Annotated in this window: 23 protein-coding genes; 11 read left to right on the top strand and 12 right to left on the bottom strand. The window is 59.1% G+C overall.

Annotated elements, in window-relative coordinates:
* The first annotated feature begins 48 nt into the window (after positions 1-48).
* Positions 49-405, top strand: coding sequence for a dihydroneopterin aldolase (gene folB / locus GQ39_RS22385; protein WP_008051601.1), 357 nt, complete (start codon positions 49-51; stop codon positions 403-405).
* A complete protein-coding gene (folK, locus tag GQ39_RS22380; RefSeq protein ID WP_047534158.1) occupies positions 396-914 on the top strand; it encodes a 2-amino-4-hydroxy-6-hydroxymethyldihydropteridine diphosphokinase in 519 nt (172 codons plus the stop codon). The genes folB and folK overlap by 10 nt, the downstream gene beginning before the upstream one ends.
* Positions 915-999: 85 nt before the next feature.
* Here folK and GQ39_RS22375 read toward each other — a convergent pair whose 3' ends face one another.
* The 11 genes from GQ39_RS22375 to GQ39_RS22325 all read right to left on the bottom strand — a co-directional run bounded on the left by GQ39_RS22375 (position 1,000) and on the right by GQ39_RS22325 (position 15,127).
* The gene (locus GQ39_RS22375; protein WP_047534156.1) at positions 1,000-2,229 is read right to left on the bottom strand and encodes a multifunctional CCA addition/repair protein; all 1,230 of its coding nucleotides are present in this window, start codon (positions 2,227-2,229) and stop codon (positions 1,000-1,002) included.
* A gap of 63 nt (positions 2,230-2,292) precedes the next feature.
* Positions 2,293-3,855, bottom strand: a complete 1,563-nt coding sequence (locus tag GQ39_RS22370; RefSeq protein ID WP_047534154.1) for a SpoVR family protein — start codon at positions 3,853-3,855, stop codon at positions 2,293-2,295.
* Positions 3,852-5,123, bottom strand: coding sequence for a YeaH/YhbH family protein (locus GQ39_RS22365; RefSeq protein ID WP_007947798.1), 1,272 nt, complete (start codon positions 5,121-5,123; stop codon positions 3,852-3,854). Before GQ39_RS22365 ends, GQ39_RS22370 begins: the two co-directional genes overlap by 4 nt.
* Positions 5,124-5,260: 137 nt before the next feature.
* Positions 5,261-7,183: a PrkA family serine protein kinase gene (locus GQ39_RS22360; protein WP_047534149.1), complete on the bottom strand. Its 1,923-nt coding sequence runs from the start codon at positions 7,181-7,183 to the stop codon at positions 5,261-5,263.
* A gap of 296 nt (positions 7,184-7,479) precedes the next feature.
* The gene (gene glpE, locus GQ39_RS22355; RefSeq protein ID WP_030130002.1) at positions 7,480-7,809 is read right to left on the bottom strand and encodes a thiosulfate sulfurtransferase GlpE; all 330 of its coding nucleotides are present in this window, start codon (positions 7,807-7,809) and stop codon (positions 7,480-7,482) included.
* A 33-nt stretch (positions 7,810-7,842) separates the two neighbouring features.
* Positions 7,843-8,727: a symmetrical bis(5'-nucleosyl)-tetraphosphatase gene (locus GQ39_RS22350; protein WP_047534143.1), complete on the bottom strand. Its 885-nt coding sequence runs from the start codon at positions 8,725-8,727 to the stop codon at positions 7,843-7,845.
* Positions 8,727-9,107: a Co2+/Mg2+ efflux protein ApaG gene (gene apaG, locus GQ39_RS22345; RefSeq protein WP_047534140.1), complete on the bottom strand. Its 381-nt coding sequence runs from the start codon at positions 9,105-9,107 to the stop codon at positions 8,727-8,729. The genes GQ39_RS22350 and apaG overlap by 1 nt, the downstream gene beginning before the upstream one ends.
* Before the next feature lie 123 nt (positions 9,108-9,230).
* Positions 9,231-10,049, bottom strand: coding sequence for a 16S rRNA (adenine(1518)-N(6)/adenine(1519)-N(6))-dimethyltransferase RsmA (gene rsmA, locus GQ39_RS22340; RefSeq protein ID WP_047534137.1), 819 nt, complete (start codon positions 10,047-10,049; stop codon positions 9,231-9,233).
* Entirely contained in the window at positions 10,046-11,035 is a 990-nt protein-coding gene (gene pdxA / locus GQ39_RS22335) for a 4-hydroxythreonine-4-phosphate dehydrogenase PdxA (protein ID WP_047534133.1), read from the bottom strand. The genes rsmA and pdxA overlap by 4 nt, the downstream gene beginning before the upstream one ends.
* Complete coding sequence (gene surA / locus GQ39_RS22330; RefSeq protein WP_177329335.1) at positions 11,032-12,354, bottom strand: peptidylprolyl isomerase SurA; 1,323 nt, start codon at positions 12,352-12,354, stop codon at positions 11,032-11,034. The genes pdxA and surA overlap by 4 nt, the downstream gene beginning before the upstream one ends.
* On the bottom strand, positions 12,329-15,127 hold the full coding sequence (locus GQ39_RS22325) for an LPS-assembly protein LptD (protein WP_047534131.1): 2,799 nt from the start codon (positions 15,125-15,127) through the stop codon (positions 12,329-12,331). The genes surA and GQ39_RS22325 overlap by 26 nt, the downstream gene beginning before the upstream one ends.
* A gap of 130 nt (positions 15,128-15,257) precedes the next feature.
* Between GQ39_RS22325 and GQ39_RS22320 the strand changes: the two genes are divergently transcribed.
* Genes GQ39_RS22320 through GQ39_RS22310 form a run of 3 tightly spaced genes read left to right on the top strand, consistent with a single transcriptional unit; the run spans position 15,258 to position 17,711 of the window.
* Positions 15,258-16,277 (top strand): aminoglycoside phosphotransferase family protein, encoded by a 1,020-nt coding sequence (locus GQ39_RS22320; RefSeq protein WP_047534130.1) that lies wholly within the window; start codon positions 15,258-15,260, stop codon positions 16,275-16,277.
* Positions 16,274-16,945, top strand: a complete 672-nt coding sequence (gene murU / locus GQ39_RS22315; RefSeq protein ID WP_047534128.1) for an N-acetylmuramate alpha-1-phosphate uridylyltransferase MurU — start codon at positions 16,274-16,276, stop codon at positions 16,943-16,945. Before GQ39_RS22320 ends, murU begins: the two co-directional genes overlap by 4 nt.
* Position 16,946: 1 nt before the next feature.
* Entirely contained in the window at positions 16,947-17,711 is a 765-nt protein-coding gene (locus tag GQ39_RS22310; RefSeq protein ID WP_047534126.1) for a TerB family tellurite resistance protein, read from the top strand.
* Positions 17,712-17,783: 72 nt separating this feature from the next.
* On the opposite strand, the gene GQ39_RS22305 is transcribed toward GQ39_RS22310, so the two are convergent.
* On the bottom strand, positions 17,784-18,776 hold the full coding sequence (locus tag GQ39_RS22305; RefSeq protein WP_047534124.1) for an alpha/beta hydrolase family protein: 993 nt from the start codon (positions 18,774-18,776) through the stop codon (positions 17,784-17,786).
* A gap of 73 nt (positions 18,777-18,849) precedes the next feature.
* Between GQ39_RS22305 and GQ39_RS22300 the strand changes: the two genes are divergently transcribed.
* From GQ39_RS22300 to GQ39_RS22275, 6 genes are all read left to right on the top strand, one after another.
* Positions 18,850-21,249 (top strand): PAS domain-containing sensor histidine kinase, encoded by a 2,400-nt coding sequence (locus GQ39_RS22300; RefSeq protein WP_047534122.1) that lies wholly within the window; start codon positions 18,850-18,852, stop codon positions 21,247-21,249.
* Complete coding sequence (locus GQ39_RS22295; protein ID WP_020798801.1) at positions 21,250-21,879, top strand: response regulator; 630 nt, start codon at positions 21,250-21,252, stop codon at positions 21,877-21,879.
* Positions 21,880-22,146: 267 nt separating this feature from the next.
* Positions 22,147-23,271, top strand: a complete 1,125-nt coding sequence (locus GQ39_RS22290; protein ID WP_047534120.1) for an ABC transporter ATP-binding protein — start codon at positions 22,147-22,149, stop codon at positions 23,269-23,271.
* Between the two features lie 48 nt (positions 23,272-23,319).
* Entirely contained in the window at positions 23,320-24,363 is a 1,044-nt protein-coding gene (locus tag GQ39_RS22285; RefSeq protein ID WP_047534118.1) for an ABC transporter substrate-binding protein, read from the top strand.
* Positions 24,364-24,531: 168 nt separating this feature from the next.
* Entirely contained in the window at positions 24,532-25,779 is a 1,248-nt protein-coding gene (locus tag GQ39_RS22280; RefSeq protein WP_047534116.1) for an ABC transporter permease, read from the top strand.
* A 12-nt stretch (positions 25,780-25,791) separates the two neighbouring features.
* On the top strand, positions 25,792-26,616 hold the full coding sequence (locus tag GQ39_RS22275; protein ID WP_047534114.1) for an ABC transporter permease: 825 nt from the start codon (positions 25,792-25,794) through the stop codon (positions 26,614-26,616).
* Positions 26,617-26,824 lie beyond the last annotated feature (208 nt).

Here is a 26,824-nt window from a genome sequence, read left to right as displayed (position 1 = left end):
TGATTCTAACGGCGCATTGCGCCCTTGTCGTGTAGCGGAGAAAAGTGCTTGGACAGAGTGTTTATCGAGGGCCTGGAAGTCGACACCGTAATCGGTGCCTACGACTGGGAGCGAGGCATCCGACAGTGCTTGCGTCTTGATCTTAGTTTCGCCTGGGATAATCGTCCGGCAGCCGCTGGTGATGACCTGACCCTCGCGCTCGATTATGCGAGCGTTTCGTCGCGCATCCAGGCCTTTGCCGAGCAGGCGCAATTCCAGTTGGTGGAAACTTTCGCCGAGCGTCTGGTTGAAGTGCTGATGAGCGAATTCAAGATCACCTGGATGCGTCTGAAACTGACCAAGCCTGGTGCAGTCCCTGCCGCTACCGGTGGTGTGGGTGTGGAGATCGAGCGCGGATGTCGCTGACTCAGGTGTATCTCGGACTCGGTAGCAATATCGAGCGTGAAGCCCATTTGCAGGCCGGCCTGGAAGCGTTGGCGGGTTTTCTGGTGGATATTCGTTGCTCGGCGGTTTTCGAAAGCCAGCCGGTGGGGATCAAGAGCGGGCCGTTTTTCAATTTTGTGGTGTCGGCCTTTACCGATCTGCCACTGATTGAACTGGATCGTCGGCTTAAATTCATTGAGGCGGACAATGGTCGTTACGCGCCGGACCGCAAGGGTTTGCCGCTGGACATCGATGTGTTGCTGTTCGGTGATCTGGTGGGCAACTTCGATGGTTTGGTGTTGCCGCGAGCAGAGATTCTGAAAAACGCCTTCGTGCTGTGGCCGTTGTCGTTGATTGCGCCGGATCGAGTTCACCCGGGCGTAGGCAAGAGTTTCGCCACGTTGTGGGCTGAATCGCAGATTGATCAGGTGCTGGCTCCCGTGGCTTTTGAGTGGCGCGGCATTCAACTGACGCCTTCAGATTTGTTGTGACATTCATGACGCCATCGCGGGCAAGCCCGCTCCCACAGGTACGATGCAATCCCTGTGGGAGCGGGCTTGCCCGCGATGGCGGCAGTCAGGACGACGCAGTCTCTTTGTAGGCCTTCAACGCCTTGAGCCTTTCACGCTTGATCGCCTCGCCCAGTTCTGGCCCTTTGAACCCTTTCTCCAGCAATGGCTGCACCGCCACGCTACGGGCGGCGGTTGCCGCGCCGCGAAGGTAATCCGCCTGTGGGTAACTTCGCTCTTCCAGTCCTTTGCGCCCGCGTGCATCCATCTCACATGCCGCGATGAACTCCTCGAACCGCTGTGGTCGACGGTAAACGTCGAAGCTTTGCAGCAACTCCAACAGCGTCGATGGCTTCAGCTCCAGGGCACGATGGCCGTGGGTGTGATATTCGCCCACCAGCAACGCCAATTCCTGGCAGTCCCTCGGTGCCTTGAAGCGTTCGTTGACCGCTTTGATCAGCTTCAGTCCCTTGAACTCGTGTGCAATGTGTCGAGGCCATTCTTCCTTCGGCGTCAGGCCTTTGCCCAAGTCATGCAGCAGGCACGCCCAGCGCACGGTGAGTGGTTGCTTGTGGCGCGCGGCTTGTTCCAGCACGCTCAGGGTATGCGCGCCCGTATCGATTTCTGGATGATGGGCTTGCGGTTGAGGTACGCCAAACAATGCGTCAACCTCAGGCATCAACACGTTGAGCGCACCGCAGGCCCGCAGTACTTCAATGAACACCTGTGGCTGATCTTCCATCAGGGCGCGGGAGATTTCTTTCCAGATGCGTTCCGCTGTCAGCGCTTGCAGTTCACCTGATTCGCTGAGTTGACGCATCAGATCCAGCGTCTCCGGAGCGACGGTGAAGCCAAGCGCGGCATAACGGGCTGCGAAGCGCGCAACGCGCAAAACCCTGAGCGGATCTTCGGCAAACGCGGGGGAAACGTGACGAAGCAGGCGCGCTTCCAGGTCGCGTTGGCCATGGTATGGATCGGTCAGGTTTTGTTGATCGTCTTCGGCCATGGCGTTGATGGTCAGGTCGCGACGGATCAGGTCTTCTTCGAGGGTCACTTCGGGGCTGGCGTGAAAGGTGAAGCCGCCATAGCCGCGTCCGCTTTTGCGTTCGGTGCGGGCGAGGGCGTATTCCTCTCCGCTTTTGGGGTGTAGAAACACCGGGAAATCCGCACCTACCGGACGAAAGCCCTTGGCGAGCATGTCTTCGGTGGTGGCGCCCACCACGACCCAGTCGATATCGGTGACGGGTCTGCCCAGCAGGCGATCACGAACGGCACCGCCGACTTTATAAATACGCATAAAAAACCTCCGTTAGCTCGACAGGATAACCTTTGCGTCGGGCTTTCGGAGGTCGAAACTGGATCAAAGATGAACGACGGCCAAGTCCAGTCGGCCGTAATCACCCTCCCCATGTTCGTTTCTGGGTGGAACGTGATGGGTTTTCATCACCTGATCGCCTTGCAAGGTTTCGAGGTGAATGTCGAAGCCCCAGAGGCGGTGCAAGTGCTTGAGCACTTCCTCAGTGGAATCTCCCAGCGGTTTGCGATCGTGTTGCTGGTGGCGCAGGGTCAGCGAGCGGTCGCCGCGCCGGTCGATGCTGTAGATCTGTACGTTGGGTTCGCGGTTGCCCAGGTTGTATTGGGCGGCCAGGGTTTCACGGATGATTCGATAGCCACCTTCATCATGGATGGCCGGGACCAGCAGGTCGTCCTTCTGGTCGTCGTCGAGAATGCTGAACAGTTTCAGGTCGCGGATTACCTTGGGTGACAGGTACTGCAGGATGAAACTCTCGTCCTTGAAGCTGCTCATGGCGAACTTGATGGCTGCCAGCCAGTCAGTGCCGGCAATGTCCGGGAACCAGCGGTAATCCTCTTCCGTGGGTTCTTCGCACATGCGCCGGATATCGCGGTACATGGCGAATCCCAGGGTATAGGGGTTGATCCCGCTGTAATACGGGCTATCGAAGCCCGGTTGATAGATTACGCTGGTATGGGACGTCAGGAACTCCATCATGAAACCATCAGTGACCAAGCCTTCGTCGTACAGGTCGTTCATCAAGGTGTAGTGCCAGAACGTGGCCCAGCCCTCGTTCATCACCTGAGTCTGACGCTGTGGGTAGAAGTATTGGGCGATTTTTCGCACGATCCGTACGATTTCCCGCTGCCACGGCTCCAGCAGTGGTGCGTGTTTTTCGATGAAGTACAGGATGTTTTCCTGAGGTTCGGCGGGGAAGCGTGCGTTGTCCTTGTCGCTGTATTTGTCCGCGCCTTTGGGAATGGTACGCCACAGATCATTGATCTGTTTCTGCATATGTTCTTCCCGGTCCTTTTGCCGGCGACGCTCTTCTTCGGCGGAGATCGGATAAGGCCGTTTGTAGCGGTCGACGCCATAGTTCATCAGGGCGTGGCAGGAATCGAGCAGGTCCTCGACCGCGTCGATGCCGTGGCGCTCTTCGCATTGCATGATGTATTGCTTGGCGAACACCAGGTAATCGATGATCGAACTGGCGTCTGTCCAGGTGCGAAACAGGTAATTGCCCTTGAAAAAGCTGTTGTGCCCATAACAGGCATGCGCAACGACCAGTGCCTGCATGCAGATGGTGTTTTCTTCCATCAGGTAGGCGATGCACGGGTCCGAGTTGATCACGATCTCGTAGGCCAGTCCCATCTGGCCGCGGCTGTAGGATTTTTCAGTGCTGAGGAAGTGTTTGCCGTAGGACCAGTGGTGATAGCCCAGGGGCATGCCGACGGAGGCGTAGGCATCCATCATCTGTTCTGCGGTGATCACTTCGATTTGGTTGGGGTAAGTGTCGAGGGCATAGCGAGCCGCAAGACGACTGATTTCTTTGTCGTAGGCCTGGATCAGCTCGAACGTCCATTCCGAGCCGGTGGAAATGGGTTGGCGCTTTTGCTCTTTGGCGGTCATGTCACTAACCTGCGCTGGAAGAGTTCACGGAAGACCGGATAGATATCCCCGGCCGAGACCAGTTGTTGCTGGGCAAAAGTGTCGGAGAACGCTTCGGCGATGCGCTCATACTCGAACCACAGGGCCTGATGTTCGCGTGGGGTGATCTCAACGTAAGTGTAGTACTGCACGAACGGCATGATCTGGTTGATCAGGATGTCGCGGCAAATCGGCGAGTCGTCGTTCCAGTTGTCACCGTCGGAGGCTTGGGCGGCGTAGATGTTCCACTCGTTGCTCGGATAGCGCTCGGCCATGATCTCCTGCATCAGTTTCAAGGCGCTGGACACGATGGTCCCGCCGGTTTCGCGGGAGTAGAAAAACTCTTCTTCGTCCACTTCGCGGGCGCTGGTGTGGTGACGGATGAATACGACGTCAATCTTGTCGTAATTACGCTTGAGGAACAGGTACAGCAGGATGAAGAAGCGCTTGGCGATGTCCTTGGTCGCCTGAGTCATGGACCCAGACACGTCCATCAGGCAAAACATCACGGCTTTCGAACTGGGATTGGGCTGCTTGATCAGCAGGTTGTATTTGAGGTCGAAGGTGTCGAGAAAGGGAACGCGATGGATGCGCGCGCTGAGTTTTTCAATTTCTGCTTCGATTTTCTGAATATCGCCGAAATTGTCTGGTTCTTCTTGCTTGAGTCGCAGAAGTTCCTCTTTCGCTTCGCGCAGTTTCGCCCGGCTGCTGCCGGACAGCGCAATTCGTCGCGCATGAGCCGAGCGCAGGGTGCGGATGATGTTGATCCGCGATGGGTTGCCCTCGTTACTGATGCCCGCGCGAACGGTTTTGAACGTGTCGGTGCCGGTCAGGTTGCGCTTGACCAGGTTCGGTAGCTCAAGATCCTCGAACATGAATTCGAGGAATTCCTCCTGGGTGATCTGGAAGACGAACTCGTCCATCCCTTCACCCGAGTTGCCGGCCTTGCCGGGGCCTCGACCGCCGCCACCTCCCGGTGGGCGCGCAATGTGTTCGCCGCTGGTGAATTCCTTGTTGCCGGGGTGCACGACCGTCTGTTTGCCACCTCGACCATGGTGAAGCACCGGCTCATCGATGTCGCGGCCGGGGATGCTGATTTGCTCGCCGTGTTCCATATCGGTAATGGAGCGCCGGCTGACCGCCTCTTCGACAGCCTTCTTGATGTGGTCACGGTAACGCCGCAGAAACCGCTGACGGTTCACCGTGCTCTTGTTCTTGCCATTGAGACGTCGGTCGATCACATAGCTCATAGGGAGCCCTCCGGGCAGCTACAAGTTACCAGCTTCAAGCGGCAAGCTTGAAGCTTTCAAGGCAAACAGAGCCACCAACAGCCTCAAGCGCCCTGTTCGGTGTGCTTGAGGCTTGTAGCTTGCCGCTTGCGGCTGCCTTACTGCGATTTTCTGACCCGCAGATACCACTCGGACAGCAGTCGTACCTGTTTGTCGGTGTAGCCCCGCTCGACCATCCGTGTGACGAAGTCGTTGTGCTTCTGCTGGTCCTCTTTGCTGGCCTTGGCATTGAAGCTGATGACCGGCAGCAGGTCCTCGGTGTTGGAGAACATTTTCTTCTCGATGACCACCCGCAGTTTTTCGTAGCTGAGCCAGGTTGGGTTCTTGCCGTTATTGTTGGCTCGGGCACGCAGTACGAAGTTGACGATTTCGTTGCGGAAATCCTTCGGATTGCTGATGCCGGCCGGTTTTTCGATTTTTTCCAGCTCCTCGTTGAGTGCCACGCGGTTGAGGATTTCGCCGGTTTCCGGATCGCGGTATTCCTGATCCTGAATCCAGAAGTCGGCGTACAGCACGTAGCGGTCGAAGATGTTCTGGCCATACTCGCTGTAAGACTCGAGGTAAGCGGTCTGGATCTCCTTGCCGATGAATTCGATGTAGCGCGGCGCCAGGTACTCCTTGAGGAAGCGCAGATAGCGTTCGCGGGTTTCCGCCTGGAATTGTTCCTGTTCGATCTGTTGTTCCAGTACGTAGAGTAAGTGCACCGGGTTGGCGGCGATTTCGTGCGGGTCGAAGTTGAAGACCTTCGACAGGATCTTGAACGCGAAACGGGTCGACAGGCCGTTCATGCCTTCATCGACGCCGGCGTTGTCGCGGTATTCCTGGATCGACTTGGCCTTCGGATCGGTGTCCTTGAGGTTTTCGCCGTCGTACACGCGCATTTTGGAGTAGATGTTAGAGTTCTCCGGCTCCTTGAGCCGAGAAAGCACAGTGAACTGGGCGAGCATCTTCAAGGTATCGGGTGCGCAATGGGCCTTGGCCAGCGAGCTGTTGAACAGCAGTTTGTCGTAGATCTTCACTTCGTCGCTGACCCGCAGGCAGTACGGCACTTTGACGATGTAGATCCGGTCGATGAACGCTTCGTTGTTCTTGTTGTTGCGGAAGGTGTGCCATTCCGATTCGTTGGAGTGGGCCAGCAGGATCCCGGTAAACGGAATCGCGCCAAGACCTTCGGTACTGTTGTAGTTACCTTCCTGAGTCGCCGTCAGCAATGGGTGCAGCACCTTGATCGGTGCCTTGAACATTTCGACGAACTCCATCAGGCCCTGGTTGGCCCGGCACAGCGCGCCGGAGTAGCTGTAGGCGTCGGCGTCGTTTTGCGGGAACTCTTCCAGTTTGCGGATATCGACCTTGCCCACCAGTGCCGAGATGTCCTGGTTGTTCTCATCTCCCGGCTCGGTTTTGGCCACGGCGATCTGGTTGAGGATCGACGGGTAGAGTTTCACCACGCGGAACTGGCTGATATCGCCGCCGAATTCGGCCAGGCGTTTGGTGGCCCACGGCGACATGATGGTATTGAGGTAGCGCCGTGGAATGCCGAAGTCTTCCTCGAGGATCGCGCCATCTTCAGTGGCGTTGAACAGACCCAGGGGTGATTCGAAAACCGGCGAGCCCTTGATGGCGTAGAAGGGCACTTTCTCGATCAGTTGTTTCAGCTTCTCGGCCAGGGATGATTTACCGCCACCAACAGGGCCGAGCAGATAGAGGATTTGCTTCTTCTCTTCCAGGCCCTGAGCGGCATGGCGGAAATACGACACGATCTGGTCGATGCATTCTTCCATCCCGTGGAAGTCTTCAAAGGCCGGATAGCGACGGATCACCTTGTTGGAGAAGATTCGCGACAGCCTCGAATTGGTCGAAGTGTCGAGCAGTTCCGGTTCACCGATGGCCAGAAGCAGACGCTCGGCGGCGGAAGCGTAGGCGCTGCGGTCCTTTTTGCACAGCTCAAGATACTCTTGCAGCGTGAGTTCTTCCTGGCGTGTGGACTCGAAACGTTGTTGGAAGTGGCTAAAGATACTCATGACGTCACCTCGCTCGATACGTGGAGCCGACGCCGGATCACTCAGTCGATGCTGGCAGCAACCGCACAGGCAGTCGCTGTTTACCCCCCAGAACTCTCTCGAAGCTGACGACTCCGAAAGCTACTCCCGATGACCCGCGCGCCGGTGTACCGGCTCTCCCCTGTTTTGGATGGCCTGCGCTTAAGGATAGTTGGGAATTCGGGAGGTAAAGGCGAGATACGTAATTAGTTGTGGCAGACCGTTCGTCTGCCACCGCGCTAGCCCGCGGGAGCCGGGGCTTGCGTGTTACAAAAAAATTATTCGGAGGTGCCTTGCGCCGTTTCTGAAGGATACGTCGTACGCCACAGCTCAAAACCGCCATCCATGCTGTAGACGTCGGAGAAGCCCTGGCTGATCAGGTAGGCGGCTGCGCCTTGGCTGGAATTGCCGTGGTAGCAAACCACCACGGTGGGGGCATCAAGGTCGGCGCCCTGGATGAAAGCGTGCAAGGAGTGGTTGTCCAGATGCTTCGAGCCGGCGATGTGCAGCGCCGCGAAAGTTGCAGGATCACGGACGTCGACCACCACTGCGCCTTGTTCGCGCAGGGCTTGGGCCTGTTCAGGGGGGATACGTTTGAATTCGCTCATGTCGGGCTCCTGTGGCTCGGCTGAATAGGCAGTCTAGCGCGGGGCGCTGGCTGGCGATGTGTCGGGAATGGGTGAGGCGACTGGCGGCAGGGCGGCATGGCCATGCTCGTCGCACTTGCAGGACAGGCGTTCGCCTGTGTCGACATTCATCAGGGTCAGGGCGCCGCCCCAGACGCAACCGGTGTCGAGGGCCGAGATGCCCCGCTCCTGGACCTTGCCTTCCAGCGCGGCCCAGTGACCGAAGATAATCTTCAGGTCCTTGGTCTTGCGGTCCTTGTGCTGGAACCAGGGTTTGTAGCCCGGTGGTGCGGTGTCCAGGCCTTCTTTGCTCTTGAGGTCAAGCTTGCCGTCGGCGGTGCAGAAGCGCATGCGCGTGAAATAGTTGGTGATCACCCGCAGGCGAGTCACGCCTTTGAGGTCGCTGTCCCATTTCGCCGGATCGTTGCCGTACATGCCATCGAGATAGGGCGCGAACAGGTTGTCGTCGCGCAGGGCCGTTTCGACCTCGGCAGCGCATTTGAGGGCCTTGCGCAGCGACCATTGCGGCGGAATGCCGGCATGCACCAGCGCTACGTTGCGTTGCTCATCGTAGTGCATGAGTTTTTGTTGGCGCAGCCAGTCCAGCAAATCGGCGCTATCGGGCGCTTCAATGATTTCGCGCAGGGTGTCGGCTTTCTTCAGGCGTTCGATGTTCTGGCCGGCGGCCAGCAAATGAAGGTCGTGGTTGCCGAGAACGCATACCAGCGATTCGCGGATGCTATAGAGGAAGCGCAACGTTTCCAGTGATTGCGGGCCGCGATTGACCAGATCGCCCACCAGCCACAGGCGATCCTTTTCCGGGTCGAAGGCGACTTTTTTGAGCAGGCATTGCAACGCCTCAAGGCAGCCTTGCAAATCACCGACAGCATATGTCGCCATCAGTGCAACGCTCCAGGGACCGCTAGACGGAACGGGGCGATGATGGCGTCGAATTGCTGACCGTCGTCGGCAATCATCTGATAGCTGCCTTGCATGGTCCCGACTTTAGTCGTCATGACCGTGCCGCTGCTGTAGGTGTGGCTTTTGCCTGCCGCGATCAACGGTTGCTGACCAACCACACCGGCACCGCGAACCTCTTCGACGTGCCCGTCGCCGTCGGTGATCACCCAATGCCGTGACAACAGTTTGGCAGGTAACTCGCCATTGTTTTGCACGGTAATGGTGTAGGCGAAGGCAAAGCGGTTTTGTTCGGGTTGCGATTGTTCTGCCAGATAGCGGGTGACGACGCTGACGTCGACCTGATAACGAGGATCGGACATGCAAGAGGCCTTAAAAACGAAGCGGAACGCGGGGCGTAGCTGATGGAGTTCAGTCTAGGCCAAGTATCGGATAGTAAACCAGACATGGGCGCTGGTGTCCTATCCGATAACGCGTCAGGTCTGTCAGATATCGGCAGGCTTCTGTAGGGCTTGTTCGCTGAGCTTGTCGGCCAGGCGCACGAAGGCGGCCAGATCGAGCTGCTCGGGACGCAGGCTGCCATCGACGCCAGCGGCTTCGATCTCGGCATTGCTCAGCAGTAGCTTGAGGGTATTGCGCAAGGTTTTGCGGCGCTGGTTGAAGGCTTCGCGTACGACGCGTTCGAGCAGCCGGTGGTCTTTGGCGGGGTGGGGCAGAACGGCGTGGGGCACCAGTCGCACGATGGCCGAATCGACCTTCGGCGGGGGATTGAACGCGCCAGGGCCAACGTTGAACAGGTGTTCAACACGGCAGTGATACTGAACCATGATCGACAGCCGGCCCCAATCACCACCGCCAGGCCCTGCCGCCAGACGCTCGACCACTTCTTTCTGCAGCATGAAGTGCATGTCGCGAATCAAGTGAGAGTTGTTTAGCAGGTGGAAAATCAGCGGGGTGGAGATGTTATACGGCAGGTTGCCAACCACTCGCAGGCTGCCCGGCGCGGCGTTCAGGCTGTTGAAGTCGAACTTCAGCGCATCACCCTGGTGCAGGTTGAAGTTGCTCTTGCCGGCGAATTGCTGGTTGAGGATCGGGATCAGATCCTTGTCCAGCTCTACCACGTCAAGTTGTGCGCCGCTGTTGAGCAGGCCTTCGGTCAACGCGCCCTGGCCAGGGCCGATTTCCAGCATGCGGTCATCGGGTTTGGCGTGGATGGAGCGCAGGATGCGGTCGATAACGCCGGCATCGTGCAGAAAGTTCTGGCCGAAGCGCTTGCGCGCCCGGTGTTGGTATTGCTCGGTCATAAACGGGTCTCGGCCATCTGATAGGCGGTTTCCAGGGCGACTTGCAGGCTGCCGGTATCGATTTTGCCGCTACCGGCCAGATCCAGCGCAGTGCCGTGATCGACTGATGTGCGGATGATCGGCAAGCCCAGGGTCACGTTGACTGCAGCGCCAAAGCCTTTGTATTTCAGCACAGGCAGGCCCTGGTCGTGGTACATCGCCAGCACTGCGTCGCAGTGCTCCAGATATTTGGGGGTAAACAGAGTGTCGGCGGGCAGCGGACCTCGCAGGTCCATGCCTTCGCCGCGCAGGCGCTCTAATGTGGGTTCGATAATGTCGATTTCTTCATGGCCCAGGTGTCCACCTTCACCGGCGTGGGGGTTTAACCCGCATACCAGGATCCGTGGTTGGGCAATGCCGAACTTGTGTTGCAGATCGGCATGCAGAATGCGCGTGACCCGCTCCAGACGCTCCGGTGTGATTGCATCGGCAATCTCGCGAAGGGGCAGGTGGGTGGTGACCAGGGCCACGCGCAATCCGCGAGTGGCGAGCATCATGACCACTTGCGCGGTATGGGTCAGGTCGGCGAGGAATTCGGTGTGTCCGGAAAAGGCGATCCCGGATTCGTTGATCACGCCCTTGTGCACGGGGGCCGTGATCATTCCGGCAAAGTGCCCGTCCAGGCAGCCTTGGCCTGCGCGGGTCAGGGTCTCCAGGACGAAAGCGGCATTGGCCTTGTCCAGTTGCCCGGCGACGACCTTGGCGTTGAGTGGGGTATCCCAGACATACAGGCTGTTGGCGGGTGCGGGCGCATCTGGCCAGGCGTCTGGAGTGACCGGCAGCAAGTCGACAGCCACGCCCAGTTGCGCGGCCCGCTCGAGGAGCAGGTCGCGGCTGGTAATGGCAATCAGGGGGTGCGGCTGGGCTTGCGAGGCGAGCAGCAGGCACAGGTCGGGACCTATGCCGGCTGGTTCACCGGGTGTCAGCGCAAAACGTTTGGGTTTCACTGCGCTGCCTGGTTCGCGCCAGGGAGTTTGATTTCAACATACGCTTCGTCACGGATCTGACGCAGCCAGGTTTGCAGCTCTTCGTCGTATTTGCGGTTACGCAGTACGGTCATCGCTTGTTGCTCGCGAGCCTGGGTGGTGTTGTCGGTGGCGCGGCGGCCAAGGACTTCCAGGACGTGCCAGCCGTATTGAGTTTTGAAAGGCTTGGACAGTTGACCTTGCGGGGTCTTGGACATCACTTCGCGGAATTCCGGGACCAGAACGCTCGGGTCGATCCAGTTCAGGTCGCCACCGTTGAGGGCGGAACCCGGGTCTTCCGAGTAGCTTTTCGCCAGTTCGCCGAAGTCTTCGCCCGCCTCGATGCGGGTATAGAGCGACTGAACCAGGGCTTTGGTTTTTTCTTCGTCGCGAATCGGGCTTGGTTTGACCAGGATGTGGCGCACATGCACTTCGTCACGTACCTGGGTCTCGCCGCCACGCTTGTCGGTGATCTTCAGGATGATGAAACCGCCCGGCGTACGCATCGGCTGGGTCACATCGCCGACCGCCATGGTGCTCAGCAGGCGATCGAACGGCGGTGGCAGTTGAGCGGCTTTACGCCAGCCCATGTCGCCGCCTTCCAGTGCGGTTTCGCTGGCGGATTTGGCGATGGCCAATTGACCGAAGTCGGCGCCTTGCTTGAGTTGTTGATAAATCGCATCAGCCTGTTTGGCAGCATTCTGAATCGCGTCAGAGTTGGCGCTTTCTGGCGTAGGAATCAGGATGTTGGCCAGGCGGAACTCTTCGGACAGCTGCATTTTGCCGAGGTCCGACGCCAGGAAGTTCTTCACTTCCTGCTCGGAGACCTGGATGCGCTCAGCCACACGACGCTGACGCACGCGGCTGATCACCATCTCGCGACGAATCTGTTCACGTGCATCGTCATATGACACGCCGTCGCGAGTCAGCGCGGCGCGGAATTGATCGACCGACATGTTGTTTCGCTGGGCAATGGTGCCGACAGCCTGGTTCAGTTCTTCATCGGTGATGCGGATGCCGGAACGTTCGCCGATCTGCAGTTGCAGGTTTTCGACGATCAGGCGCTCGAGCACCTGTTGCTCCAGCACGCTGGCCGGTGGCACGGCGGTGCCGCGCTTGGCGATGGTTTGCTGAACTTCATGGACCCGCTGGTCCAGTTGGCTCTGCATGACCACATCGTTATCGACAATGGCCACCACTTTATCGATGGACTGTACCGCGGCGTTGGCCGCGGTACCCAGGAACAGCGCGCCCAGCAGCAGCGGGCGCAGACAATCAGAAAGCTTGGTCTTCACGTTCACGATAACCTTGGATGCCTTTGTCGAGGAAGCTCTCTACTTTGGCGCCGGTGAGGCCGCCGAGTCCCTTCAGAACGATTTGTAGGAATACGCCGTGGTCGCCTTTTTCGTTTTGCGGTGCTTCCTGACTGAATTCGTCGTAGGAAACCCAGTAACGGTTGATCAGGCGCAGTTTCCAGCAGCAGTTGTCGTACTCGAAACCACCGAAGGCTTCCAGGGTACGGTTACGGTTGTAGTCATACTGCCAGCGGCTGATGGCGTTCCATTGCGGCACGACTGGCCAGATTACCGAGAAGTCGTGCTGTTCGATTTTGTAGTAATCCTTCACGTAGCCAGGCTGACCCGGGGTGCCATAGTCACCGCCGCCCACCTGCCATTTACCGGTGTTCTGGTCATAACGGACCTGGTCATTACGATAGCGATAGCCGGCGTTGATGACCTTGTTCGGGTTGTCTTCAGGCTGGTAGTGGAACATCGCGCTGCCCGAGCGAGGGCTACGGCTGTCCGGGTCCCAGTTGTAATCGGCCGTCGTGCGCCAATCGCGGTTCCAGCGATATTCGTAATCCAGTGCGTAAGGCGAAACGTTCGAATGCGCATCCTGACGGGTTTTCGCATCGATGCCCGGCAACTGGACTTCGCGATCCTTGAAGTACAGGGCCTGACCGACGCTGACGCGTTGACGCTCGAAGCCGTTGTCTTCAATCCAGCGGCTGGTCACGCCCAGGGACAGCTTGTTCTCGTCACCGACGCGGTCGGAACCCGAGAAGCGGTTGTCACGGAACAGCGACGCATAGTTGAAGGTGTATTCGCTGGTGTCGAACACCGGAATGTTTTCCTGGTCCTTTTCCGGCACGTACAAGTAGAACAAGCGCGGCTCAAGGGTCTGACGATAGTTCTTGCCGAACCATTGGGTGTTGCGATCGAAGTACAGGCCGCTGTCGATGCTGGCAATCGGCACGCCACGATTCTGGTTGCTGCCGAAGGTGCCATTGAGCTGGTCCTGTTCCGGTGTCTGCGCAGCAATCTGGCTTTTGCCGATGCTGTCCAGGTCCAGTTGATACTGGGTGTATTGGTACTTGAGCGTTGGCTTCAGGAAACCATAAGTCCAGTCGAGCGGCAGGCTTACGGCCGGTGCAAGATTGAGGCGATCGCCGTTGGCGCGTGCCAGACCTTGAACGTTGGTGTCCAGTCGCGGCGACACATTGCCGTTTTCATCGGTGAACGTGCCATTTTTCAGGTCGCGATCGAACCGTACGACTTCAGTGTTATAGGTGAAATTCAGGCCGTTTGGATGATACGGCAGTGCACCGTCGAAGGTGATCTGCGGCAGACGGTCATACGGCGTGATGTTCGAAACGGTTGCAAGCTCGTAAGCCTGGGCGTTCACGCGGGCGGTGTAGCTGTCGCCACGATAGGTGACGGAGCCTTGTTGGTTCACATAGTCTGCGCTTTTCACACCAATCTGGTCGGTCTGCAGATCCTGGAAGTAATAAGGATCGCTGATCTTGGTGTAATCGACTTGCGTGAAGACTCGCGAATCGAGGCCGCCCTTGTGTTGCCAGTTGTACATGTAGCGGTTTTTCTCGTAATCGGTCTGCTTGCTGCGCTCGGTGTCCTCGTCGTTGAGGTACGCAGCACCGAACTGGCCTTCGCTGGACTTGGTGAGGTAGCGGAACTCGCCTTCCATCAACAAGCCATGCTTTTCCATGTAGCGCGGGTACAACGTGGCGTCGTAGTTCGGTGCCAGGTTGAAGTAGTACGGTGTCACCAGCATGAAGCCGGTATCGCTGCCGGTGCCGATGGTCGGCGGCAGGAAGCCGGACTGGCGGCGGTCGTCGATCGGGAAGTAGATGTACGGCGTGTACAGGACTGGAATGTCCTTGACCCGCAGTGTCACGTTGGTCGCAGTACCGAAGCCGGTGGCCGGGTTCAGGGTGATGTTGTTGCCCTTGAGCTGCCAGGCGTTGCTGTTCGGTTCGCACGTGGTGTACGTACCATCCTTGAGGCGGATGATCGCGTTCTCGGCACGTTTGGCGTACAGCGCGTTACCGCGAATACGGGACTTGTGCATTACGTATTCGGCGTTATCGACCTTGGCTTCACCGGTGTCGAGCTGCACATCGGCGTGATCGCCTACGATCAGTGCGCCGTTGTCGCGGATACGGACATTGCCGCTGAGTTCGCCACGGCTCTCGGCCTGGTACAGGTTGGCCTCGTCGGCTTCGACCTGCATGCTGCCCTGGCGCATGACCACGTCACCGGCCAGGGTGGCGACTTGTTCATCTTGCTTGTAGCGAGAGGCTTTCGCGCCGATAAAGGTTGGCGCGTCGCTTTTATTCGTCTTGTCATTCATGCCAGGACGAATCGGTTCGATATAGGAACCAGAGCAATAAGGACCGGTTTCTGCCAATTGCGCCGCTGTGAGCTGATCGCGTGGAACCCAGTCGAGGTGGCTATAGTCTTCGCTACGCGACTTCAGGCCACGGCCCTTGGACTCGGTCACGAGCACAGGCTTGGCGCCGGTGTCTTCACTGGTGCCTTCCTGTGACGGGGTCTCGCCAGTGGCGCTGACTGCGCTGCCTTCATGCACGGGACGCGGTGGCAAGGCTGCCGCCGGCGCCTTTGGCGCACATGCCCAGGCACCCGAAGCAGAGACTGAGCAGTCATACTGTTCCGCAGCGACCACGAAGGAAGTGGCTAGAGGTTGCAAGGCCAGCATACTGCCGGTTACCAACAACGGAAATTTTTTACGAAACGCGGGGGATTTCAATGCCATCTTATTAGTCCGGGCTTCCTGCGTGCCATCTGCCCGCGGTGTGGGCCGCACGCCTCTCGATGGTCTGAAAAAGATGCTGGATAATAAAGCATGACCCGCTTGACGGCTAGCGCCGTCGGAGACCCTTGCAATGCCTGACCAAGATGTACGTTTGCAACACCTGAAAGTTTGGCTCGATGAGCAATTGGCAAACCTTTATACAGAGCAGGGTTGGGGTGCCGTACCCCCGGCCACGTTGACTGCGGCCAGTAGCGACGCGAGTTTCCGGCGTTATTTTCGTTGGGAAGGTGCGGGTAAAAGTTTCATCGTGATGGATGCCCCGCCGCCTCAGGAAAACTGCAAACCCTTCGTGGATATCGCTTTTTTACTGGCGAAATCCGGAATAAATGTGCCGAAAATTTATGCCGAGGACCTCGAGCGTGGTTTTCTTTTGCTCAATGACTTGGGCAACAAGACGTATCTGGATGTCATCGACAGCGAAAACGCCGACGATTTGTTCACCGATGCGCTGCAAGCACTGCTGGCGTTTCAGCAGTTGCCGATGGTTGCGCCACTACCGAGTTATGACGTGGCGCTGCTGCGTCGCGAACTGGAACTGTTCCCGGAGTGGTACGTGAAGCGCGAGCTGGGCATCGAGTTCGACGCCGCGCAGCAAGTGCTTTGGCAGCAGGTCAGCGATCTGTTGATCGACAGCGCACTGGCCCAGCCGAAAGTCCTCGTACATCGTGACTATATGCCACGCAATCTGATGCTCAGCGAACCGAATCCCGGCGTGCTGGACTTCCAGGATGCTGTTTATGGTCCGGTGACTTATGACGTGACTTGCCTGTTCAAGGATGCCTTTCTCAGTTGGCCCGAGGAGCGTGTGCATGGTTGGCTGGAAAGTTACTGGCAGCAGGCCCGGGCGTTGGATATTCCGGTTCAGCCCGATTTCGAAGATTTCCTGCGCGCCAGTGATTTGATGGGCGTGCAACGACATCTGAAAGTGATCGGCATCTTCGCCCGCATCTGTCACCGCGACGGCAAGCCGCGTTACCTGTCTGATGTGCCGCGATTCTTTGCTTATATAGACGCCGTGATCGCGCGTCGTCCGGAGTTGGCTGAGCTGGACGTTTTGCTGGCCAGTCTGCGTGCTGGAGTCAAGGCATGAAGGCAATGATTCTGGCAGCGGGCAAGGGCGAGCGCATGCGCCCCCTGACGCTGACCACGCCAAAGCCGCTGGTTCGTGCAGGCGGGGTGCCCCTGATCGAGTATCACCTGCGGGCCCTGGCGGCGGCAGGGTTTGACGATATCGTGATCAATCATGCCTGGCTGGGCCAGCAGATCGAAGACTATTTGGGCGATGGCTCGCGATACGGTGTGCACATCCAGTACTCGCCGGAAGGAGAACCGCTGGAAACAGGAGGCGGGATTTTCCGCGCTTTACCGTTGTTGGGTGATGAGGCTTTTGTGGTGGTCAATGGGGATATCTGGACCGATTACGACTTCAGCGTGTTGCATCAGCCAATTGTCGGTCTGGCTCACCTGGTACTGGCGAACAACCCGGCCCATCATCCGGCCGGGGATTTTCAATTGATCGACGGGCAGGTGCGCGACAGTCAAGCGGATGCGCCCACGCTGACCTACAGCGGTATCGCGGTGCTGCATCCGCAGTTGTTCGAAGGCTGCTCTGCCGGGGCGTTCAAACTGGCACCGTTACTGCGCTCGGCTATGGCGAGCGGGCAAGTGTCCGGCGAACGGCTGAACGGGCAGTGGGTCGATGTCGGCACTCACGAGCGATTGGCGCAAGTCGAAACCCTGATTGAAGCGAGACGCTGACATGCTGTGGCCAGGGACTCTGATTGGAGCCGGAGCGGGTTTTGCCATCGCCAGCATTCCTGGGGCCATGCTGGGTGCGTTGTTGGGGCAGGCGCTGGACCGGCGCCTGCACTTGCAGAGCTGGGGGCACTTGCTTGAAAAGCTTGGTGGCCGCCCGGCGCTGCGCAACGATGAACTGTTGTTTGTTTTGTTGGGGCGATTGGCCAAGAGCGACGGGCAGGTTGTGGATGGCCATATTCAGCAGGCGCGGCAGGAAATGCGGGCGCTGGAGATGAACGAATCGGCTCAGCGTCGGGCGATAGCAGCGTTCAATCGCGGCAAGTCGGGCAATGATCGGTTGCGGGGTTATCTGCGCCGCTTGAGTGCGCAACCCCATGCGGCAGAAGGGGTACTGCGCGCCTGTTGGCGGATGATCTGGGCGGACGGCCGGGCCGGCACCCGTGAGCGGGAGTTGATTGCTCAATGGGGGCGGTGGCTGGGCTGGCGGTCGCATCAGGTGCAGGCGTTGGCGGCGGACTATGAGCCGCAAAAGCGATCAGTGGCGAACAAAGCAGCCACCTATCAAGACGCCATGCGGCTGTTGGGCGTGTCAGCCACCACTGAGCCGGCGCAGATCAAGCGTGCCTATCGCCGCCTGCTCAGTCGTCATCATCCGGACAAAGTCGCCGGAAGGGGGGCGACGGAACTTCAGGTCCGCGAAGCGACCGAGAAAACTCGTGAATTGCAGGGTGCTTATATGCTGATTCGTCAGCGGCGGGATTTTTGATAGCGGCAACGGTGTGTATGGCTCGTGATGCCTGTATCGCTGGCAAGCCCGCGATACAGGCGACCCGGTCACTCAGTCTGCTGCGGTTTGTGGACTTAACCAACCCCGAACCCGGCGCACCAATTGTTCCTGCTCCGCCTTGGCATTGCCCGGTAATGCCTTGAGCGACACCTGGCTAAACGCCGAAGACTTCAAGCGTTTGCTGGCCTGTAAACGGGCGAGCGCCGCGTCGCGGTCCAGGGGTTTGTCCTTATAGTAAATGTCGGCGGTAGGCAGTTTCAGGGTTGGCGTGAGTTCGTCCAGTTCGGGTTTCGCTTGAACCGGCGTCTGCGCGGCAACCATGACGAACCGCTCGACCTGCGATGTCTGTTTTTCGCTCAGGTAGCGCGCCGCCCAGTAAGCGCCAGTGCCGTGTCCCAATACGACGATGCTGCGCGCGCTTTGCTGTTCAGCGAACGCAATCGCGGCGTCGATACGGGCGAAGATCCGCTCGGCATCGGCCTTAGCCTGCTCTTCCGTGGTTTCGGCGATAGCCTTGTCGGCCACGTCCGCTTCGCCACCAGCCGCCTGTTCGATAGGGGACGCGGTTGTCGAATCCTTGCTGCCGGTGTCCGCCGCCTTGGGGGCTGGCGCCACTTCAACGATGCGCGGCGCAATGGCATCGCTTTGCAGGTCCGGCAAGGTGATACTCAGGCTGCTCCACGCGGCGTTCGGCAAGTTGCGCCGTAAAGGGCCGATCGCTTGAGGCCAGTCAACGGTTTCGCCCGCGCCCGGGATGATAATCACCGCACCTTTGGGTTCGGCCGTATTGGCCGGTTTCCACAAGGCCAGGAAGGTATCGCCGCCCGCTTGCAGTTGCTGCTGTTCCTGAGCCGGGATTTTTCGCTCGAGTGCTGTCGCTTCTTCCTGACTACGCTCAGGCAAGGGCTGGCGTTCGACCGGTTTTTCTTCGGCGGGCTTTTGCGCGGCGTCGGGTGCCGGGTCGGCAGCTTCGACCGAAAAAGCGCAAGGCAGGATCAGCGACAGGCACAATGCTGGCAGTGCCAGGCGGTAGACAGGGGGCATCGGATATTCCAGGCCAGAAGTAATTCCGGCAGCCTAATGGGTTGGTCAGTATTTGTCAGTGTGTGAGAGTTCGATGATGCGTTTTCGCTGCCTGTGGGTTATCGGCTGTTTGTGGTTTCCCTTGATGGGCTGGGCGGCAGTCATGCCCCCGGCGCACGTTGCAATCTTGTCGCCCAAGCAGCAACAGTGGCTGGCCCGGCAAGGAGAATTGCGGGTCGGGCTGGTGTTGCAAGCGCCCTATGCGCAATACGATCGCCGCTTGCAGCGGCTGTCCGGGGTTAACGTCGAGCTGATGAAATGGCTGGCCAAGTCGCTCAAGGTCGAACTGACCTGGCGTAACTTTCCCGACCTTGAGCAGTTGGAAGCCGCTGCGCGCCAGGGCGAAATCGACATCGCGCCCGGGTTGACCCAGACGCCTGGTGGTCTGCGCCTCTGGCAGTTTTCCGACCCATACATGCGCGTGCCTCAATTGGTGGTCAGCGACCAGAAAAGCACCGGCGCGGTCGAGCTGGAAAAACTCGACAGCCAGAGCCGCGTCGCTTTACGCATGCCCAGCGTCACTGCCGATTACCTGCGCAGCAACTACCCGCATTTAAACCTGCAGGGCGTTCCGGTCGAGCGTCAGGCGCTGCAATTGTTGTTGAGTCAGCAAGCGGCCTACGCCGTCGTCGATGAGGCGCAATTGGGGCGTCTGTCTGTCGAACCGGAGTTCGCCGGGCTGGTCGTCGTGGGCGACATCGGCTTGCCCCAACTGCTGCGAATCGCGACGCGGCGCGACCTGCCGGAGTTGGCAGGCATCGTCGAAAGCGCATTACGGGCAATCCCGGCCAAGGATCTGGAGACCCTGCACAACCAATGGCTGCAGCCCAAGTACCCGCGGCTCACCGAAACACCGGGCTTTTGGCAAAACCTTTGCCTGCTGTTGCTGGTGTTGGCATTGAGCAGCATGGCCATCGTGTTTTGGCAGCGCCGTCAGCAGCTCAGCCTGGAGCAACGACTGGCGGCGGCGCAGCAAGACATTGCCTTGCGTGCCGCCAGTGAAGAAGCCTTGCGGCTGACGCAGTTTTCCATCGATCAGAGCACCGTCGGCATCCTCTGGGTCAATTGGGACAGTCATGTGCGCTACGCCAACCGAGCGGCCGAAAGCATGTTGGGCTATTCATCGGGGGGAATCATTGATCGCCCCCTGATCGACTTCGAACCCGGTCTGAACATGGATCGCTGGTTGAACCTGTGGAAACTCGCCAGGGCCAGCGACGACGCCCCGCAAAGTTTCGAAACCAATTGCCTGCGGGCCGACGGCAGCATCCTGCCGGCCGACGTCTCGCTGAGTTTCCTGCGTTTTCGCGATGGCGAATACCTGGTGGTTTACCTCACCGATGTCACCGAGCGCCGCCGTGCCCTGGCCGCGCTGCAGGAAAGCGAAGCGCGGCTGCAAGGGATCGCGGCGAATGTGCCTGGACTGGTCTTTCGCCTCGAGCGGGCGCCGGTGACCGGGCAGATCGACTTTGCCTATATCAGTGAAGGCAGCGAGAGTCTGGTGGGGTACTCGCCGGCCACCCTGGCCCATCGCGACAAAGGCCTGCGCAGCCTGGTGCACCCGGACGACAAGGCCAGCTATCACCAGACCCAGGACCACGCCCTGGACACCGACAGCGACTGGTCATGGCAAGGGCGAATCCTGACCCGTCAGGGCGAGCAACGCTGGGCGGAAATCAAGGCGATTACCCGGCGACTCGAGGACGGCGCGTACGTATGGGATGGCATCGTCTGGGACATCAGCGAGAGCAAGCGCATCGAGCTGGAGCTGGCCAGTTCCCGGGAGCAACTGCGGGAACTGTCCGCGCACTTGGAGAGCGTGCGTGAAGAGGAAAAGGCCCACATCGCGCGGGAAGTCCACGACGAGCTGGGGCAGATGTTGACCGTGCTCAAGCTGGAAACGTCCATGTGCGAACTGGCCTACGCCCAGCTCGACCCCGGCCTGAACGAACGCCTGAACAGCATGAAGCGCCTGATCGCGCAGTTGTTCCAGCTGGTGCGTGATGTGGCGACAGCGTTGCGGCCACCGATTCTTGATGCCGGGATTGCCTCGGCCATTGAATGGCAGGCCCGTCGCTTCGAGGCGCGCACGCAGATTCCTTGTCTGGTGCAGGTGCCGGACAATTTGCCGGTGCTCAGTGATGCCAAGGCGATTGGCCTGTTCCGTATCCTTCAGGAAGCACTGACCAATGTCATGCGCCATGCCCAGGCGCATACTGTAGAACTGACACTGGCCCTTGATGGCAATGAGTTGTGTCTGACCATCAGCGATGATGGCGTAGGATTTGTTGCAGCCGCGGGCAGGCCGACCTCCTTTGGGGTGGTCGGCATGCGCGAGCGTGTGTTGATCATGGGCGGCCAATTGTCGCTTGAGAGTGAGCCGGGCGAGGGCACGACCCTGATCGTGCGAGTGCCGTTGGATGAGGAGAAGTAAGTGATCCGTGTACTGGTAGCCGAAGACCACACCATCGTCCGCGAAGGCATCAAGCAATTGATTGGCCTGGCCAAGGATCTGCTGGTGGTGGGGGAGGCGAGTAATGGCGAACAGTTGCTCGAGACCTTGAGACATGTGCCCTGTGAAGTGGTGCTGCTGGACATCTCCATGCCGGGCGTCAACGGCCTCGAAGCGATTCCACGGATACGTGCGCTGAACAATCCGCCGGTGATTCTGGTGCTGTCCATGCACGACGAAGCGCAAATGGCGGCGCGGGCATTGAAGGTCGGCGCCGCAGGTTATGCCACCAAGGACAGCGACCCGGCCCTGCTGTTGACCGCCATCCGCCGGGTTGCGGCGGGTGGGCGTTATATCGATCCGGACCTGGCCGACCGCATGGTCTTCGAAGTCGGCCTGACCGATTCGCGCCCCTTGCACTCGCTGCTGTCGGAACGTGAGTTTTCAGTGTTCGAACGCCTGGCCCAGGGGGCGAACGTCAACGACATCGCCCAGCAATTGGCGTTGAGTAGCAAGACCATCAGCACCCACAAGGCGCGGTTGATGCAGAAACTCAACATCACTTCGCTGGCGGAACTGGTGAAGTACGCGATGGAACACAAACTCCTCTAAAGCTGTGGGAGCGAGCAAGTTCGCTCCCACAGGTTTAGTGTTCACATACCCATTTGCGACACATGGTTTCAGCGCTTTTGCCTTTGCTTGCTGCTTCTGGCTGACAGCTTGCCGCTGCGTATGCCAAAACGCGCCATTCTTGTAGGGCAATCCCTACCCCCAACCTTCCATCCGTCTGAGGCGATTCTCTCCTGCACCCCGATTTGCGTGGTCCTCAGCGTCCACTAGGCTTAGTCCACAGCAGTCATCAACAACAAAGGTGTGGGTATGAGCCAGGTCGATTCAAGTGCAGGGGCCAATGATGTTCTGGTCAGCTTTCGTGGAGTGCAGAAGAGCTACGACGGCGAGAACCTGATCGTCAAAGACCTCAACCTGGATATTCGCAAAGGCGAATTCCTCACCTTGCTCGGGCCATCCGGTTCCGGCAAGACCACCAGCCTGATGATGCTTGCCGGTTTCGAAACACCGACCGCCGGCGAGATCCTCTTGGCTGGTCGCGCCATCAATAACGTGCCGCCGCACAAACGCGACATTGGCATGGTGTTCCAGAACTACGCGTTGTTCCCGCACATGACGGTCGCCGAGAACCTGGCGTTCCCGCTCACGGTGCGTGGCATGAACAAGAGCGATGTGGGCGACAAGGTCAAGCGTGTACTGAGCATGGTGCAACTCGATGCCTTCGCTCAGCGTTATCCGGCACAACTTTCCGGTGGTCAGCAGCAACGTGTGGCATTGGCCCGCGCACTGGTGTTCGAGCCGCAACTGGTGCTGATGGACGAACCCCTCGGCGCGCTCGACAAGCAGTTGCGTGAACACATGCAGATGGAAATCAAACACCTGCACCAGCGTCTGGGCGTGACCGTGGTCTACGTGACCCACGACCAGGGCGAAGCCCTGACCATGTCTGACCGCGTGGCGGTGTTCCATCAGGGTGAAATCCAGCAGATCGCGCCACCGCGCACGCTCTACGAAGAGCCGAAAAACACCTTCGTCGCCAACTTCATCGGCGAGAACAACCGTCTCAATGGCCGTTTGCACAGCCAGACCGGCGACCGCTGCGTGGTGGAACTGGGACGTGGTGAAAAAGTTGAAGCGCTGGCGGTGAATGTCGGCAGGACCGGCGAACCCGTCACCCTGTCGATTCGTCCGGAGCGCGTGAGCCTCAACGGCTCCAGCGAGTCCTGCACCAACCGCTTCTCGGGACGGGTGGCGGAATTCATCTATCTGGGCGACCACGTCCGGGTTCGCCTTGAAGTCTGTGGCAAGACCGACTTCTTCGTGAAACAACCGATTGCCGAGCTCGATCCCGGGCTGGCGGTCGGCGATGTGGTACCGCTTGGCTGGCAGGTCGAACACGTTCGCGCGCTCGATCCCCTTCTAGAGGCGAACTGATCGCCCCGGCAATACCAACACCAACCCTGCACGTGGAGAGAACAATAAATGTTGAGATCCCTGAAATTCACCGCTCTGGCACTGGGCATGATGGGGGCAGCGAGCGCAATGGCCGCTGGCCCTGACCTGACCGTGGTGTCCTTCGGCGGCGCGAACAAGGCAGCGCAGGTCAAAGCTTTCTATGCACCGTGGGAAGCGGCAGGCAACGGCAAGATCGTGGCAGGCGAGTACAACGGTGAAATGGCCAAGGTCAAGGCCATGGTCGACACCAAGAGCGTGTCCTGGGATCTGGTGGAAGTAGAGTCGCCAGAACTGTCCCGTGGTTGTGACGAAGACATGTTCGAGCCGCTTGATCCGAAGTTGTTCGGCAAGACCGAAGACTACGTCAAAGGCGCGATCCAGCCGTGCGGCGTGGGTTTCTTCGTTTGGTCGACCGTGCTGGCCTACAACGCCGACAAGCTGAAAACCGCACCGACCAGCTGGAAGGACTTCTGGGACACCAAGCAATTCCCGGGCAAGCGTGGCCTGCGTAAAGGCGCCAAGTACACCCTGGAATTTGCTCTGATGGCCGACGGCGTTGCGCCGAAAGACGTCTACAAAGTGCTGGCCAGCAAAGACGGCCAGGACCGTGCGTTCAAGAAACTCGATGAGCTCAAGCCAAGCATTCAATGGTGGGAAGCCGGCGCTCAACCGCCGCAATACCTCGCTTCCGGCGACGTGGTCATGAGCTCGGCCTACAACGGTCGTATCGCTGCCGTGCAGAAAGAAAGCAACCTGAAAGTCGTGTGGAACGGCGGTATCTACGACTTTGACGCATGGGCCATTCCAAAAGGTCTGGACAAGGCGCGGGCGGAAGCGGCGAAGAAATTCATCGCCTTCTCCGTACAGCCACAGCAGCAGAAGACCTACTCGGAAAACATCGCCTACGGCCCGGCCAACACCCAAGCCGTACCGTTGCTGGCCAAGGATGTCCTGAAAGACATGCCGACCACCCCGGAAAACATCGCCAACCAGGTGCAGATCGACGTCAGCTTCTGGGCTGACAACGGCGAGCAACTGGAACAGCGCTTCAATTCCTGGGCCGCGAAGTAAGCAAACCCTGTGGTTTGAACGCCGCAATCCTTGTGGGAGCGAGCTTGCTCGCGATAGCAGTGGGTCAGTCAACATTGATGTTGAATGTTATGCCCCCATCGCGAGCAAGCTCGCTCCCACAGGTTGTTTGTATGCCTCTGTAACGATCAAAGATTTCCGGAGTACGCCATGGCTATCGCCGTTCCCCTGAACGCGGGCACTGATCCCACCTTGAAGCAACGGCTCAAGCACGCCGAGCGGGTCAACCGCTGGAAGGCCCAGGCCTTGATCGCGCCGCTGGTGCTGTTTCTGTTGCTGGTGTTCCTGGTGCCAATCGTGGCGCTGCTCTACAAAAGTGTCGGTAACCCGGAAGTGGTCGGCGGCATGCCGCGCACCGTGACGGCTATCGCCAGTTGGGACGGCCGTGGCCTGCCCGCTGAGCCGGTCTACAAGGCCGCCAGCGAAGACCTCGCCGAAGCCCGCAAGAATCAGACCTTGGGCGACCTGTCCAAGCGCTTGAACATGGAATTGGCCGGCTATCGCAGCCTGTTGACCAAAACCGCACGTGCCTTGCCGTTCGCCACCGAGCCGACCTCTTATAAAGAAGCGCTGGAAGGTCTCGACGAGCGTTGGGGTGACCCGGCCTATTGGCAAGCCGTACGCCGTAACACCAGCAGCATTACGCCTTACTACTTGCTGGCTGCCGTCGATCACCGTATCGATGACCTCGGCGAACTGGCCCCGGCCACTCCGGATCAGGCCATCTACCTCGACATCTTCGCCCGGACTTTCTGGATGGGCCTGGTCATCACCGTGATCTGTCTGGTACTGGCCTATCCATTGGCCTACCTGCTGGCGAACCTGCCATCGCGTCAAAGCAACCTGCTGATGATTCTGGTGCTGCTGCCGTTCTGGACCTCGATCCTGGTGCGGGTCGCGGCGTGGATCGTGCTGCTGCAGTCGGGGGGGCTGATCAACAGCGGCCTGATGGCCCTGGGCATCATCGATAAGCCGCTGGAGCTGGTATTCAACCGCACCGGTGTCTACATCTCGATGGTGCACATCCTGCTGCCGTTCATGATTCTGCCGATCTACAGCGTGATGAAAGGCATCTCGCCGACCTACATGCGTGCGGCGATTTCCCTCGGTTGCCATCCGTTCGCAAGCTTCTGGCGGGTGTACTTCCCGCAGACCTATGCCGGTGTCGGCGCCGGTTGCCTGTTGGTGTTCATCCTCGCCATCGGCTACTACATCACCCCGGCGTTGCTGGGCAGCCCGAACGATCAGATGGTCAGCTACTTCGTCGCCTTCTACACCAACACCAGCATCAACTGGGGCATGGCGACCGCACTGGGCGGGCTGCTTCTGCTGGCAACGGTCGTGCTTTATCTGATTTACAGCTGGCTGGTAGGCGCCAGTCGCCTGCGCCTGAGCTAAGGGGAGAACGAAATGCTGAGTCCTTATATGTCGCCCATTGAGCGGGTGTGGTTCTACAGTTTGCGGATTCTCTGCGGCCTGATTCTGTTGTTCCTGATCCTGCCGGTACTGGTGATCATTCCGCTGTCGTTCAACTCCGGCAGTTTCCTGGTCTACCCGCTGCAGGGCTTCTCGCTGCAGTGGTACCACGATTTCTTCGCTTCGGCGGAGTGGATGCGTGCGCTGAAAAACAGCATCATCGTCGCCCCGGCGGCCACGGTGCTGGCGATGGTCTTCGGTACACTGGCGGCCATTGGCCTGACCCGTGGCGACTTCCCCGGCAAGGCGCTGGTCATGGCGCTGGTGATTTCGCCGATGGTGGTGCCGGTGGTGATCATCGGTGTGGCCAGCTACCTGTTCTTTGCGCCGCTGGGCCTGGGTAACAGCTTCTTCTCGTTGATCGTGGTGCACGCGGTACTGGGCGTGCCGTTCGTGATCATCACCGTGTCGGCGACGTTGCAGGGGTTTAACCAAAACCTGGTGCGCGCCGCTGCCAGCCTCGGTGCTTCGCCGCTGACGGCGTTTCGGCGGGTAACCTTGCCGCTAATCGCTCCCGGTGTGATTTCCGGTGCATTGTTCGCCTTCGCCACCTCGTTCGACGAAGTCGTGGTGACGCTGTTCCTCGCCGGTCCAGAGCAAGCGACCTTGCCACGGCAGATGTTCAGCGGGATCCGCGAAAACCTCAGCCCGACGATTGCCGCTGCGGCGACCTTGCTGATCGCTTTCTCGGTGATCCTGCTGCTGACCCTGGAATGGTTGCGTGGGCGTAGCGAGAAACTGCGTACTGCGCAGGTCTGACGCCACTCGACCCACTGTAGGAGCGAGCCTGCTCGCGATGAACTCAACGATAACGCGGGAAACCTGACATCCCGCGGCGCTCTCAGGTTCATCGCGAGCAGGCTCGCTCCTACAGGTGTTATTGGTGGTTCTCCGGCTCGTCGGTCATTCACGACCTGAATACCAGACAACCCCAAATCCCCAGCTACTCTTGTGCCCAGCTCCCCTA

The sequence above is a fragment of the Pseudomonas sp. 11/12A genome, from assembly GCF_000800055.1.
Taxonomy (GTDB): Bacteria; Pseudomonadota; Gammaproteobacteria; order Pseudomonadales; family Pseudomonadaceae; genus Aquipseudomonas; species Aquipseudomonas mohnii.
Note: the sequence above shows the minus strand (reverse complement) of the source record. Positions and strands in the feature narration are given on the sequence as shown.